Here is a 15924-nt window from a genome sequence, read left to right as displayed (position 1 = left end):
AACCAGTAATTATAAAAATGCAGATAACCGAACAACCGTCCTTTTACGATCATCTGGAAAAGAAATCTGTGCGAGAGATATTAGAAGATATCAACCAGGAAGATCAGAAAGTAGCGTTAGCCGTACAAAAGGCTATTCCACAAATTGAAGAGCTTGTCAATCAGATTGTGCCCCGCATGAAACAAGGCGGACGCATCTTTTATATGGGGGCCGGCACAAGCGGTCGCCTAGGAGTATTGGATGCTTCCGAAATTCCTCCTACTTTCGGTATGTCTCCCAACTGGATTATCGGACTGATTGCAGGAGGCGATACAGCCCTGCGCAATCCGGTAGAAGGAGCCGAAGATGATGAAAATCGCGGCTGGGAAGAACTCGTCGAACACCAGATCAACGAAAAAGACACCGTTATCGGCATTGCCGCTTCCGGCACTACCCCGTACGTAATCGGTGCTTTACGGGAAGCCCGTAAACACGGTGTCCTGACAGGTTGTATCACCAGTAATCCCGATTCTCCAATGGCGGCAGAAGCGGATGTAGCCATCGAAATGATTGTAGGGCCGGAATATGTGACAGGCAGTTCCCGGATGAAATCAGGCACCGGACAGAAAATGATTCTGAATATGATTAGTACCTCCGTCATGATTCAACTAGGACGGGTGAAAGGAAATAAGATGGTGAATATGCAGTTGACCAATCATAAACTTATAGAAAGAGGGACGCAGATGATTATGGATGAATTAGGACTGGACCATGACCGTGCGCAAAAACTCCTTTTACTTCATGGGTCAGTAAAAAAGGCTATTGATGCATATCAACATTCTTAGTATCTATATACTCACAATAAGCAAGATGTAACACCTCTAAAGCAATATGAAACGTACAGAATAACATTGTAACACCGGTTATATGGAATAGAAACATCTTCTTTGTACATTCTATTTTAAGATGTCCTACCTTTGTAAACAAGAAAATAAATTATGATTAACCATTTTATTTATTAACCATGAAGAAGGTATTTCTATTCTTGTATTTTTCAATAATCAGCCTTTTAATATCAGCAGCAGATACATTCGTTATTTTCACACCAGCTGACCACCATTTCCCATTAATAAAAAATGGAAAGCCTTGTTCTATTCTGATGGATATAAACGAAGACAAAGGAGTTAAAATGGCTATTGATAATCTACAACAGGATTTGTTGAATGTCTGCGGTAGCCAATCCGAAATCAACACAAAGGCTAGTGACAAGCAATGCCTGTTAATAGGTACCCTTCAAACTCCACTTATACAAAAATTAATAGCCTCCGGTAAAATAGATAGAAAAGAGCTGGAAGGCAAAAACGAAAAATATATCCTGCAAGTTGTTACCGCTCCTTTGGAAGGAGTGGATGAAGCACTTGTAATTACCGGAAGTGACAAACGGGGAACAATTTACGGTATTTACGAACTGTCCAAACAAATCGGAGTCTCGCCCTGGTATTGGTGGGCAGACGTACCCGTCAAGAAACAAACGGACATATACATCAAACCAGGTACATACACAGATGGAGAACCGAAAGTGGAATATCGGGGAATCTTCCTGAATGACGAGTGGCCTTGCCTGGGGAGCTGGTCTCAAGAAAAGTTCGGAGGATTCAACAGCCAATTTTATAAACATGTCTTCGAGTTGGTATTGCGTTTGAAAGGTAACTTTATGTGGCCTGCCATGTGGGCAAGCGCATTTTACGACGATGATCCACAAAATGGAGAATTAGCCAACACGATGGGAATTGTAATGGGCACCTCTCATCACGAACCGATGGCACTGGCACAACAAGACTGGAAACGTCGTGGAAAAGGTGAATGGGACTACAATCACAACGCTAAAGAACTTCGTAACTTTTGGACTTCCGGAATGGAACGTGTAAAAAATTGGGAAACCGTTGTTACCGTAGGTATGCGTGGTGACGGCGACGAGCCTATGAGTGAAGGCGCCAATATCTCACTACTGGAAAATATCGTCAAAGACCAACGAAAAATTATCGAAACCGTCACCAAGAAAAAAGCTAAAAACACCCCACAGGTATGGGCGCTCTACAAAGAAGTACAAGACTATTACGATAAAGGGATGCGAGTACCGGATGATATTACTCTACTCTTATGTGACGATAACTGGGGAAATGTGCGCAAGCTCCCTAACCTAAACGAAAAACCACGTTCGGGCGGATATGGCATGTATTATCATTTCGACTACGTAGGAGCTCCACGAAACTCCAAATGGATCAATATCAGTCCGATTCCACGTGTATGGGAACAAATGAATCTTACCTACGAATATGGAGTACGTAAACTATGGATTGTAAATGTAGGAGACTTGAAACCAATGGAATATCCTATTACATTCTTCTTGGATATGGCATGGAATCCGGAAAAATTCAATGCCCAAAACTTACAACGACATACAGAAGATTTCTGCGCCCAACAATTCGGTGAGAAATATGCGAAAGAAGCTGCCCGTATTCTTTCCCAATATGCTAAATACAATCGTCGTGTGACACCGGAACTCTTAAATGCCCAAACATACAGCTTTCATTATAACGAATGGGAACGGGTAGTAAATGAATATAATCTGTTGGCATTGGATGCACATAATCTAGGATTTCTAATGCCGGCCTCGTACAAAGACGCATACGACCAACTAATTTTATTTCCGGTACAAGCATGCGCCAACTTGTACAACATGTATTACGCACAGGCCCAAAACCAACGTCTTGCTGCCGAACAAAAGACGGAAGCTAACCGATGGGCCGACAAAGTTGTAGCCTGCTATGAGCGGGATTCTCTACTAACCCATTATTACCATAAAGTGATGTCTAAAGGGAAGTGGAACCACCTAATGGATCAAGTTCATATAGGTTATACTTCATGGAATAATCCTCCCAAACAAATAATGCCTAAGATCACACGAGTTCCGGAACAGGCGGGAACGTATACTTTCATAGAGACAAACGGATATATTTCTATCGAAGCAGAGCACTTCACACGAGCAATAGCAGAAGGTGAAACGACATGGAATCTTATCCCCGATTTTGGAAAGACATTATCAGGAGTAACGACTCTTCCCGTCACTAAAACTCCAGATAAAATGTGCTTGGAATATGATATTGAAATAGAAAAAGCAGGTAGCGTAGAAGTCACACTTTTACTCGCCCCTACCCTTAATTTCAACGATAATAAAGGATTAAGATATGCAATCTGCCTTGACGGAGATAAAGAACAAATTATTAATTTCAATGGGCATTATCAGGGCGAACTTGGCAAGTGGCAGGCAAATCCGATTATCGAATCCCGTTCTAATCATTTATTAGCAAAAGAAGGAAAACATACACTTCGCATCCGTCCGCTAGATCCGGGAATCGTAATTGAGAAAATCCAAATCAATACCGGCGGATTGCAACCGAGCTATCTGGGAGCACCGGAAACACTGAAATAATTCAAAACATATAATAAAACTGAGAATACATCTGGTTTGAGAATCAATGTTTCTATTATAAATAAGAATAAAATGATAAAACAAAAATTTCTTTTATTAAGTTGTGCGTTAGTATTGTTATTAACGCCTACTAACGCTCAGGAAAAATTATACAAAAATGAATTCCCTATAGCGGATGTGAAGTTACTTGACGGAGTATTCAAACATGCCCGTGAGTTAAATATTGAAGTCCTGCTCAAATATGACGTTGACCGTTTGCTGGCGCCTTACCGCAAAGAAGCAGGATTGACCGAGAGAAAGAAAACCTATCCCAACTGGGATGGTCTTGACGGCCATGTGGCAGGGCATTACCTTTCGGCTATGTCAATGAATTATGCTGCAACAGGCAATAAGGAATGTGGACGGCGTATGGAATATATGATTTCGGAGCTTCAACTATGCCTTGAAGCAAATGCCATTAACAATACAGAATGGGCAATTGGTTATATCGGTGGCTTTCCCAATAGTAAGAATCTGTGGTCGACTTTCAAAAAAGGTGATCTCCGTATCTATAATTCCGCATGGGCACCATTTTACAATTTGCATAAAATGTATGCCGGCCTCAGAGATGCCTGGCTTTATTGTAATAACAAACAAGCAAAAACGCTGTTTCTTAAGTTCTGCGACTGGGCCATTAGCATCACGGATGACCTGAATGAAGAACAAATGCAGACGGTACTTAAAATGGAATACGGTGGTATGAATGAGATTCTTGCCGATGCTTATCAGATTACCGGAAATAAAAAATATTTAGTCGCGGCTAAAAGGTATTCACAAAACATACTTCTTGATCCCTTATCACAAGGTATTGACAATCTTGACAACAAACACGCTAATACGCAAATACCCAAATTCATCGGTTTTGCCAGAATAGCAGAACTTAGTGGAGACACAAAATATACCAATGCCAGCCGCTTTTCGTGGGAAACGATCACAGGAAACCGTTCTTTAGCTTTTGGTGGTAACAGCCGGAGAGAACATTTTCCAAGCGTAACTTCGTGTAGTGATTATATCAATGACGTTGATGGCCCCGAATCGTGCAACTCTTACAATATGTTAAAATTGACTGAAGATTTATTTCGCATGCAACCATCAGCTCACTATGCAGATTATTACGAACGTACTGTTTTCAACCATATTTTATCTACCCAACATCCTGAACATGGTGGATACGTATATTTTACTTCTGCCCGTCCGCGCCACTACAGGGTATATTCTGCACCCAACGAAGCAATGTGGTGTTGTGTAGGTACCGGCATGGAAAACCACAGTAAATATAACCAGTTTATTTATACTCATTCGGATGATTCGTTATTCGTAAACTTGTTTATTGCATCAGAACTTAATTGGAAAAATAAGAAAATATCGCTCAGGCAGGAAACAAACTTTCCTTACGAAGAGCGCACAAAACTGACTGTGACAAAAGCATCATCCCCCTTTAAACTAATGATCAGATATCCCGGATGGGTGGATAAAGGTGCTTTAAAGGTATCTGTGAATGGAAAATCCATGAACTACTCTGCTCTTCCTTCATCATATATTTGTATTGACAGAAAATGGAATAAAGGTGATGTAGTGGAAGTGGAACTGCCTATGCGAAGTACCATTGAGCACTTGCCAAATGTTCCCAATTATATCGCATTTATGCATGGTCCCATATTGTTAGGAGCAAAAACCGGCACCGAGGATTTACGAGGGCTTATCGCAGGCGATGGACGTTGGGGGCAATATCCAAGTGGGAAATTGCTGCCTGTGGACCAAGCCCCCATTCTGATAGTTGATGATATGGAAAACATCACGAGCAAATTAGTTCCCATTAAGAATGAACCTTTACACTTTAAAGCAAATATCAAAGCGGCTAATTCTATTGATATAAAACTGGAACCTTTTGCAAATATCCATGACGCAAGGTACATGATGTACTGGCTAACCTTAACCAACAAAGGGTATCAGACATATATTGACTCTTTATCGACTATCGAAAAGGAAAAGATAATCCTCGAAAAACTGACAGTTGATTTTGTCGCTCCGGGCGAACAACAACCCGAAACCGACCACAAAATACTACAAGAAAAGTCAAGAACAGGCAATGCAAACCAACAATTTTTCCGTGAAGCATCTTCGGAAGGTTACTTCAGCTACGAAATGAAAACTAATGCGGAAACTGAGTTGTCTTTAATGGTTCGTTATTGGGGTGCAGAATGGGGAGGACGCAAATTTGATATTTACATTGATGATGAAAAGCTTCTGACTGAGGATAATACAGGGCGATGGAATCAATCTAAATTTCAAGATATAAGATATAAGATACCTAGCTCAATGGTTCAAGGTAAAAATCATATAAGAGTTAAATTTCAATCCATTCCGGGAAATACTGCTGGAGCAGTTTATTTTATCCGTTTGGTTAAAAGAGTTGATGACCCGGCTATTAAGGACTAAGATAAAATGATACTCATAAATAAATGAAATTCAAATTATTCGTATTAACATAATATATCAGAGTAATCACACCAAAATTTGATTCATATCGGGTTCTAATGAACTAAATGATCATTTAACCAATAACTGCCTGGTTGGGAATCAATTGCCACAAATGATTTTATTAGTTATTTTTAAGCAAGAGAAAGAGATAAAAGCTGCATATTGACGAGTTATTGTCAGCGATAGTATTTTGGGTTATTTCCGTATAAAATAAAACAAAAATCACACCCCCATAAACCGACTAATAAAAGGCAAACAAATATAGAGAGCCGAATGCCAATATTCCCAAGTATGCCCTCCATCGCGCACACGAAACTGACAGGGGATATCAGCCTGCCTCATTGCACGATAAAATTCAATATTACGGTACGGTCGAGTAAGAAGTCATCGTCACCACAATCTACAAACCAAGCTACACTGCGCAGTTCATTCTTCCGTTCTTCATCTGCCCCGGTAACATATTTCACACAACTTTTTTCTATAACCGAACGAGTCAGAACAGCCAATTTACCATTCGGATCATTAAAGCGGGCGGCCCCTTCTTCCGGAATATCCATTAATGCACTCATTGCATAGACTGCACAAAAAAGTTCCGTATGGCGTTGCCCATAACAAGTAGCTCCGCCACCACCCATCGAAAGTCCTGCTACAGCCCGATTCCGTTTATCACCTATCACACGAAAACGTTTCTCTACATAGGGCAGAAACTCCGTAAAAAAGAATGTTTCATACGCCCAACCCGGCATATCGAAATACCCATTCTGAAATATATTCGGATCTCCTCCCCCCGCATCGGGGCAGACAATAATCATTTCACAAGCTTCACCGCTGGCCGTAAGACAGTCCATCACGTCTTTTACGTGCCCGCGGTTCATCCATACATCATTTTTTTCCCACATACCATGCAACAGGTAGAGCACAGGATACATTTTCTTTTTATCCTGTTCGAAACTCTTAGGAAGATAAACAGTATACGCACGCTTTGCTTTTAATACGTCACTGTAGAGCGTATCTGTCATCACTCTACTCTGATAGTTTGTTTGTGCATATAACGACAAGCAACAAACTGATACAATAAAAAATAAAATCACCTTCTTCATATTACCAATTATCTGTTCTGAAAGGAGAAGCCAGCAATCCTTCTTTATTACAAAGATTAGCTTCTTCCGGATTATCACTCCAAGCATATCTGACAGCCACCGGTTTTGCTACGTCTTTGCTGCTAACGATTATCCTACCGCCTTTAATAACAGCATTCGCCCAAACAAACTTTCTGTCTTCGCCTGCAATGGCAAAGTGCTTTAACACTCCTTCCTTGCTGGTGAGCCCACTGCCTGTTTCCGTAAATGTCAGGATGATTTTATCACCTTCTATCTTCATCTCTTTATAAACAGGTCCCGAACTTACCAACTTTTCCCCATAAGCAACCTTACGAGCCCCCAAGAATAACCTGTGCGCTACAGCTTTCTTATTCAACGGGTGAATATCATTCCATTCTCCCACATCATAAGTTACCGCCAATGTAGTATGAGGCACATTCATAGCAATTTGCAACTGTGCTTCCCGGAGCCTTGCCCAACCACCATCCGAAGGCTGCATCTGCTTCTTCATAAAGTTAGGTAACTGAACCAATAAAAAAGGCATCTCCGGCATTTCCCAAAGTTCCCTCCAGTTAGTAATCAATGATTCCAACAATGTGGCATATCCCTGCGGATGTCCAGCGTTAGTTTCGCCCTGATACCAAATTGTTCCCTTGATTTTATAATCTTTAATCGGATAAATCATTCCATTATAAAGTCCCGACCCCGCAGACTTTAAGTTAGCCAGTCGTTTAACATACTTCCCTGCTTCATTCAGGTTCATGCCGACTCTATACTTCCAAGTACCGACCAAATTTATTTCCGCCTCATCGCCGACTATCTTATATGGTTTCTCTTCCACAAAACCACCGTTAGCCGAATTAGCCGTCAGTTTCACTGTTATATTATTCCTCCCTTCACGCAAAACGCCTGCCGGAATGTTATATTTGCGCGGTGGATACATATACGCTGTGGAACCGACAAAACATCCATTCACAAAAACAGAGTCGCTGTCTATAAGTGTCCCCATATACAACTTCGCATGCCTACCGACCATAGAAGCAGGGACCTCAAAGTCTTTTCTGTACCACACCACACCGTTTACATCCATTCCGTTTGTTCTCCAATTACCCGGAACCTGTATCGTCGACCAATCAGAATCATCAACATCGGTTGCCATCCATTTACCGGCTCCCTTATCTCTCCTGACTAATCGCAAACTATCCAATGCCTCTCTGTCAATGAGCAATTGTGGAAATTCTTTCAGATGTTCCTGGCTAATCCAACTTTCTATGGCGGAACCTCCAAGGCTAGAAACAAGCATCCCCACAGGAACTCTATATTTTTGATACGCTTCCTGCGCAAAGAAATAGGCTAATGCAGTCCAGTTCATCACTTCAGAAGCAATAGCCGAATGCCATACAGCGTTACCGGCAATCGTTTCCTTTAAATCTTCTACTGAGTTTTGAGTAGGTACTTTATAATGACGGATCATATGGTTATTCGACACATTAATCTCGGGAAACATATCTGTCAGGCGCGAAATAGGCGTCTCCTGATTTGATTGCCCGGAACATAGCCAAACATCTCCCACCAAAATATCACGAATAATGAGCTCGTTCACTTCCATCACAAAAGGACCTCCCGCCTTTTGAGGAGGCAACATTACCGACCATTCACCTTTCTGATTCGCCTCCGTATCATAATGCTTGCCTTGAAAACGTACAGTGACCTTCTCACCGGAATCCGCCCACCCCCAGATTTTCAATTCCGTATCACGTTGCAACACCATTTTGTCACTGACTAATCGAGGAAGCCGTATAACAGCAGAAAGAGGTTGCGCAATCAATGTGACTGCCAACACCATCAATAGTATGAATGCATTTTTTACAGTAATCATAATTATCATAATGTGTTTTATCAGTTATGTAAGACACCCGTTTAATACTTCCACTTTTCAAACAGATATTGCAAAAGTACGTTGCTCTCGCACAAAAAGCAAAAAAATTCCTTCCCCAATAAGCCGTATGTAACATACATCATAGTATTGGTAACACAAACACAGGAAGAGGCAACCTACGGACAAAAAATCGGATACATATTTTATCTTTCGTAACAAATAAATAATCTATCTTTGCAACAAATACATCCAACCGATTTGAACAAAGGCTTTCGAATCATGAGAAACCCATATTAATTCCTATACAAATACTATAATATGAATAGAAACACACTCTTCCTGTTACTCCTGTTAACTAGCAATTTAGTTTCAGGACAAGATTTGAAACTTTGGTACAGCCAACCGGCAAAGAACTGGTCGGAAGCTCTTCCTATCGGCAATTCCCGCCTTGGGGCGATGGTATATGGAGGAACCGAGCGTGAAGAACTGCAACTGAATGAAGAAACTTTTTGGGCAGGCTCTCCTTATAACAATAATAACCCGAATGCAGTACATGTCCTGCCTATTGTGCGCAAACTGATATTTGAAGGAAGAAACAAGGAAGCACAAAGGCTCATTGATGCCAACTTTCTAACCCGGCAACACGGAATGAGCTATCTGACATTGGGAAATCTATACCTGGAGTTCCCCGGACATAAGGATGCCGACGACTTCTACCGCGACTTGAATCTGGAAAATGCAACAACTACTACCCGCTATCAAGTGAATGGTATAAACTACACCCGCACTACTTTCGCCTCATTCACGGATAATGTCATCATCATGCACATCAAGGCGAGTCAACCTAATGCACTAAATTTCAATGTGTCATACAACTGTCCGCTGAAAAATGAGGTCAATGTTCAAAATGACAAACTGATTATCACCTGTCAAGGAAAAGAACAGGAAGGCATGAAAGCCGCGCTACGGGCAGAGTGTCAAGTACAAGTAAAAACAGATGGCATTATCCACCCGGCAGGCAATATTCTTCAGATAAATGGTGGTACAGAAGCAACTCTTTACATATCGGCGGCAACAAACTATGTAAATTACCAGAATGTGAGCGCAGATGAATCCCGACGGACTACTGATTATTTGGAAGAAGCAATACTTATTCCTTATGAAAAAGCTCTTAAAGAGCATATCGCCTTCTATAAAAAACAATTCGACCGTGTCCAACTTCATTTGCCGTCAAGTGAAGCATCTCAAATAGAAACTCCCCGACGAATTGAAAACTTCGGGCAAGGCAATGACATGGCAATGGCAGCCTTGCTTTTCCAATACGGACGTTACTTGCTGATTTCTTCTTCACAACCGGGAGGACAACCTGCCAATTTGCAAGGAATATGGAACAACAGTACTCATGCACCTTGGGATAGCAAATACACCATCAATATCAATACAGAAATGAACTATTGGCCGGCAGAAGTCACTAATTTAAGTGAAACACATAGTCCGTTATTCTCTATGTTGAAAGATTTATCCGTCACAGGAGCAGAAACAGCCCGAACCATGTATGATTGTTGGGGATGGGTGGCACATCATAACACTGACTTATGGAGAATCTGTGGTGTAGTCGATTTTGCAGCAGCCGGCATGTGGCCTAGCGGCGGCGCATGGTTAGCTCAACATATCTGGCAACATTACCTCTTTACAGGAAATAAAGAGTTCCTGAAAGAGTATTATCCCATCCTGAAAGGAACAGCGCAGTTCTACATGGATTTCTTGGTAGAACATCCTACCTATAAATGGCTGGTGGTAGCTCCCTCCGTATCGCCTGAACATGGTCCGGTCACTGCCGGATGCACCATGGATAACCAGATTGCTTTTGATGCACTGCATAATACCTTATTGGCTTCATACATCGCTGGTGAAGCCCCTTCTTTCCAAGACTCCCTCAAACAAACACTAGAGAAGTTACCACCTATGCAAATAGGAAAACATAACCAACTACAAGAATGGCTTGAAGATATTGACAATCCCAAGGACGAGCACCGTCATATTTCACATTTGTACGGGCTATATCCGAGTAATCAAATTTCTCCATACTCAAATCCCGAGTTATTCCAGGCAGCAAGAAACACATTGCTTCAACGCGGTGATAAGGCTACCGGTTGGAGTATCGGCTGGAAAGTCAACTTCTGGGCACGTATGCTGGATGGAAACCATGCCTTCCAAATCATCAAAAATATGATTCAACTATTGCCCAACGATCACTTGGCTAAAGAATATCCGAACGGGCGTACCTATCCCAATATGCTGGATGCCCATCCGCCTTTCCAGATTGACGGTAATTTCGGTTATACAGCCGGAGTAGCGGAAATGTTGCTCCAAAGTCATGACGGTGCCGTACATTTATTGCCGGCATTGCCTGATGCATGGGAAGAAGGAAGTGTGAAGGGGCTGGTGGCACGTGGAAACTTTACTGTTGATATGGACTGGAAAAACAATATGTTAAATAAAGCGATCATCCGGTCGAATATAGGCGGTACGCTCCGCATCCGGTCTTATGTTCCCCTGAAAGGGAAAGGCTTAAAACAAGTAAACGGGAAAGAGTGCTCAAATAGATTATTCGCCACCACTCCTATCAAGCAACCTCTTGTAGCCAAAGGAGTAAGTGCGCAGTCTCCCAAACTGCAGAAGGTTTACGAATATGACATCGAAACAAAAGCCGGTAAAAGCTATATTGTAAATACAATGAAAGGAAAACAATAATACATAAGGAGAGGTTAATCTTTTCTCATGTTACATTTTTCACAAACGATGTTACAACATCTGATTGTACTCCCGGAGCCTAATGAAAATATTCATCTTTTATTAGGTTATATTTAGGTTTTTATTTTTCTTTGTACAACAAACAACGATCTATAACTATGAAAAATGTATTCACTTTTCTATTATTATTGTTTTCTTTGTTATGCAACGGGCAATCTCCTAAGTTATTCACTACTGACAAAGAACTCTCCAGTAGTCTGATTAATCATATGTATCAGGATCGGAACGGCTTTATCTGGATTGCGACAGAAGACGGGCTGAACCGTTATGACGGTGCAAAATTCACTATTTACAAACATGAACCCGCCAATGAACATTCATTGGCCCATAGTTTTGTCCGTACCGTATTTGAAGACAGTAAAGGTCATCTGCTTATCGGTACATATATGGGAGTCCAAATGTATGACCCCGCCACTGATAACTTTACCCCACTCGCGAAATGGGAAGACAATGGAGAAATATTTGAAAGCAACATCGTTTCCATAATCGAAAGAAGAAACGGGGAAATATGGATATCAGGTAATGTATTGTGTAGACTGAATATCAAAAACAACCAATTGACTGTTCAACAGATTAATGCTTCCATAACCTCACCGGGGTATATGATTGAAGACAGAAAGCTGAATATCTGGATGTCCAAAGGAGAAGAAGGGTTATATCGTCTCGATCCCGACAACCGGCTTTCCCTATATTTGTCTAAAGACAACGGATACATCAACAGTATTTGTGAGGATCCACAGGGAAATATTTATGTAGGGAGCATGAGAAAAGGATTATTCGCCTATGAGAAGAAATCCGATACTTTCGTTCCCGTTGACTTCAAAGAAAAAAAAGAACTTCCTGTCAGCTTCCTTTATTCCGCAAGCCCGAATGAGTTATATATCGGAACTGATGGAAAAGGTATGAATATCTATAACAACAAGACTCATGAGATTTCTGAATATCGGTTCGATAACAGTTACTTTGACTCCAATAAATCGAAAATACATTCTATTCTGAAAGATAACTCCGGTAACTTATGGCTGGCTGTTTATCAGAAAGGGATCATACAAATACCTGCCCGAACCAACAGTTTCAAGTATATAGGCCATAAGTCCATGGACAAGAATATTATCGGTTCCAGTTGCATTACTTCATTTTGCAAGGACAACAACGGCATATTATGGGTAGGAACGGATAATGACGGAATTTATGCTCTTACAGAAAAGTTAGAACCGGCAAAACATTTCTCGCATACTAATCACCCTAATTCTGTGCCTTCAACAGTTATAAAACTATATGAAGATTCCGAGTACAACATTTGGGTCGGCTCCTTTATCAACGGTATGGGGAAGCTGAACAAACAGACAGGACAGTGTAGCTACCAGTACAAGCTAATGGACAAGAACAACAACTATATACAACGTGTATATGACTTTGCAGAAGATAAAAACAAACGTTTGTGGGTTGCAACAATGGGATTCGGGCTGTTTTATTATGATCTTAAAACCAAGGAGTTTACTTCTGTGCAATCCAATTCTTCATTGATAAATGAATGGATAGGTTGCCTGCACTACTCCAATGACAACAAGCTATATGTAGGAACTTACGACGGAATGAACTGCATTGACCTTGACACCTCTGATTTTCAGAGCTATAAGATACTACCCCAACACGTGATTTATTCAATTTATGAAGACAACCATGGAATTATATGGCTTGGAAGTTCCGAAGGGCTGTCAAGTTGGAATAAGGAGACCAAAGAAATAACGACCTATACCACCGCGGATGGATTGCCCAGCAATACAATATATGCAATACAAGGAGACGAGAATGATTTCCTATGGATAAGTAGCAACGCAGGAGTATCCCAATTTCAAAAGAAAAATAACAAATTCATCAATTATTATGTAGGTGACGGATTACAAGGGAATGAGTTCTATAAAAATGCCTCATTCAAAGATGAGCAAGGCACCATCTGGTTTGGCGGAATGAATGGTATCACCTATTTCAATCCGCAAGACATTATCAATCCGGCAAAAACATGGAATATCCGGATTACCGACTTTTTCCTGCATAACAATCCGGTTAGAAAAGGAATGAAATCCGGTATTCACAATATTATCAACTGCCCTGTATTCAACGCAAAAGAGTTTTATCTATCCCATAAAGACAATGTGTTCAGTATCGAGTTTGCCACTCTGGAATTAAATGCCCCCGAACACATCAACTACCTTTATTCTATCAACGATGAAAAATGGATTAGTTTGCCCAAAGGTGTAAACCGTATCTCATTCAGCAATCTGAAACCCGGTACCTATAACTTTAAAATCAGAGCAAAAGACAACACTGTGTATTCAAATATAAAAGAAATTACCATCTTTATATCTCCTGCATGGTATGCTTCATGGTGGGCCAAAGTTATCTACTCCTTATTATTACTGACCATTATATTTATCATTATTCTTCAGATCAGACATCGGTACAGAATGCATAAGGAAATGCTGCAACATATCCATGCCGAACAAATCAATGAAGCAAAATTGCAGTTCTTTATCAACATCTCTCATGAGATACGCACTCCGATGTCTCTAATCATCAGCCCTCTACAGAAACTGATTAAGAATGAGGAGAACAATGAACGCCTGAAAATATATCATATTATCTACAGAAATGCGGAACGTATTCTGAATCTTGTTAATCAACTAATGGATATTCGGAAAATTGATAAAGGGCAAATGTTCCTGATGTTCCGGGAGACCAATATTATTCCTTTTATAGAGGATTTATGTACAACGTTCGGTCAACAGGCAAATACAAAAAATATCCGGCTACAACTTCACAGTACGCTCCGGAAACTGAATGTATGGGTAGACACAGGTAATTTTGATAAGATTATCCTGAATATTCTGTCTAATGCCTTCAAGTTTACTCCTGAAAAAGGAAACATAGATATTACCATCGGTACGGGAGAAGACAATACACTGCCCGATCCCTTGAAACAATATGCCGAAATAATTATCGCGGATACCGGAACAGGCATCGATGAACAGGAAAAAGAACATATCTTCGAACGTTTCTATCAGATCCGTAACAGCCAACAGAATCCGAAAGGCGGAACAGGAATAGGATTACATCTTACTCGTTCATTAGTGGAATTACATCATGGAATTATCTATGTAGAAAATAATAAAGAACAACCGGGTTGCCGTTTTATTATCCGATTACCGTTGGGTAACAAGCATCTACGCCCTGAAGAAGTTGACAACAATGAGCAAAAGGTAACAGTAGCCGTACCAACTGTTCCTGTCATCTCTCCCATTATAGAAAATGAGGAAGAAAAGAAAGTCTGGGTAAAAACTAAATATCGCGTATTAATTGTAGAAGACGACGAAGAAATCCGAAATTATATAGCGAAGGAGTTCGGGGACAAATTTCATATCATGGAAAGCCGTAATGGTAAAGAAGCATTAGAGCAAATATTTAAAAAGACTCCGGATTTAGTCATTAGTGACATCATGATGCCCGAAATGGACGGACTTACCTTATGCCGGAAGATCAAGCAGAATGTAAATCTCAATCATATCCCAGTCATTTTGCTTACTGCGAAAACGAGGGAAGAAGACAACCTTGAAGGTCTGAATACAGGAGCCGACGCCTATATCATGAAGCCATTCAATATCGAAATTCTGCAAAAGACGGTAGAAAATCTGATTAATACACGGCAGCAGTTACGCAAAGTATTTACAGGCCAGCAAAATCTGGAGAACAAGGTTCAGAAACTGGAAGTGAAATCACCCGATGAGAAATTGATGGAACGTATTATGAAAGTGATCAATGAAAACATCGGTAACCCTAACTTGACAATAGAGACAATCACCACCGAAGTAGGTATCAGCCGCGTACATCTTCACAGGAAACTCAAGGAGCTCACCAACCAGACAACCCGTGACTTTATACGTAATATACGTTTAAAAGAAGCCGCTCGTCTATTGTCCGAAAAACAGCACACCATATCCGAGATAGCCATGTTAACAGGATTCACTGATCCTAATAATTTCTCGACAACATTCAAAGAATTGTATGGAATGCCGCCTTCAATGTATATGAAAGAGCAGTTGAGTAAAAAAGAAGAGTAACCCAACTGCTCTCTAGCATGT

At 40.8% G+C, this 15924-nt stretch carries 6 protein-coding genes and 2 pseudogenes; 6 read left to right on the top strand and 2 right to left on the bottom strand.

Annotation, left to right across the window (positions count from 1 at the left end; translation table 11 throughout):
- Positions 1 to 17 precede the first annotated feature (17 nt).
- The 4 genes and pseudogenes from murQ (at position 18) to DWZ47_RS31365 (ending at position 5950) form a co-directional block, all read left to right on the top strand.
- Positions 18 to 824, top strand: coding sequence for an N-acetylmuramic acid 6-phosphate etherase (murQ, locus tag DWZ47_RS06025; RefSeq protein WP_117512552.1), 807 nt, complete (start codon positions 18 to 20; stop codon positions 822 to 824).
- A 179-nt stretch (positions 825 to 1003) separates the two neighbouring features.
- Complete coding sequence (locus DWZ47_RS06020) at positions 1004 to 3472, top strand: glycosyl hydrolase 115 family protein (RefSeq protein WP_074635904.1); 2469 nt, start codon at positions 1004 to 1006, stop codon at positions 3470 to 3472.
- 72 nt (positions 3473 to 3544) lie between these two features.
- A pseudogene (locus tag DWZ47_RS06015) lies at positions 3545 to 5425 on the top strand (glycoside hydrolase family 127 protein); the annotation flags it as partial.
- Positions 5426 to 5950, top strand: a complete 525-nt coding sequence (locus DWZ47_RS31365; RefSeq protein ID WP_371825049.1) for a DUF6805 domain-containing protein — start codon at positions 5426 to 5428, stop codon at positions 5948 to 5950.
- Between the two features lie 264 nt (positions 5951 to 6214).
- On the opposite strand, the pseudogene DWZ47_RS06010 reads toward DWZ47_RS31365, so the two are convergent.
- A pseudogene (locus DWZ47_RS06010) lies at positions 6215 to 7092 on the bottom strand (alpha/beta hydrolase).
- A gap of 1 nt (position 7093) precedes the next feature.
- Positions 7094 to 8971, bottom strand: coding sequence for a sialate O-acetylesterase (locus DWZ47_RS06005; RefSeq protein WP_004316127.1), 1878 nt, complete (start codon positions 8969 to 8971; stop codon positions 7094 to 7096).
- Between the two features lie 318 nt (positions 8972 to 9289).
- On the opposite strand from DWZ47_RS06005, the gene DWZ47_RS06000 reads away from it, so the two are divergent.
- Positions 9290 to 11725, top strand: a complete 2436-nt coding sequence (locus DWZ47_RS06000; RefSeq protein WP_117512551.1) for a glycosyl hydrolase family 95 catalytic domain-containing protein — start codon at positions 9290 to 9292, stop codon at positions 11723 to 11725.
- Positions 11726 to 11883: 158 nt separating this feature from the next.
- Positions 11884 to 15903 carry a two-component regulator propeller domain-containing protein gene (locus DWZ47_RS05995; RefSeq protein WP_117512550.1) on the top strand — a complete coding sequence of 1340 codons (4020 nt, stop codon included), beginning with the start codon at positions 11884 to 11886 and terminating at the stop codon, positions 15901 to 15903.
- The last annotated feature ends 21 nt before the right edge of the window (positions 15904 to 15924 follow it).

This window comes from Bacteroides sp. AF32-8BH (assembly GCF_003435205.1).
Classification (GTDB): domain Bacteria; phylum Bacteroidota; class Bacteroidia; order Bacteroidales; family Bacteroidaceae; genus Bacteroides; species Bacteroides ovatus.
The sequence above is the reverse complement of the archived record's forward strand: the minus strand, read 5'-3'. Positions and strand labels throughout refer to the sequence as shown.

Coding starts and splice junctions, on each gene's coding strand:
- DWZ47_RS06020 (WP_074635904.1), top strand. CDS start 1,004: ATGAAGAAGGTATTTCTATTCTTGTATTTTTCAATAATCAGCCTTTTA.
- DWZ47_RS31365 (WP_371825049.1), top strand. CDS start 5,426: ATGATGTACTGGCTAACCTTAACCAACAAAGGGTATCAGACATATATT.
- DWZ47_RS05995 (WP_117512550.1), top strand. CDS start 11,884: ATGAAAAATGTATTCACTTTTCTATTATTATTGTTTTCTTTGTTATGC.
- murQ (WP_117512552.1), top strand. CDS start 18: ATGCAGATAACCGAACAACCGTCCTTTTACGATCATCTGGAAAAGAAA.
- DWZ47_RS06005 (WP_004316127.1), bottom strand. CDS start 8,971: ATGATTACTGTAAAAAATGCATTCATACTATTGATGGTGTTGGCAGTC.
- DWZ47_RS06000 (WP_117512551.1), top strand. CDS start 9,290: ATGAATAGAAACACACTCTTCCTGTTACTCCTGTTAACTAGCAATTTA.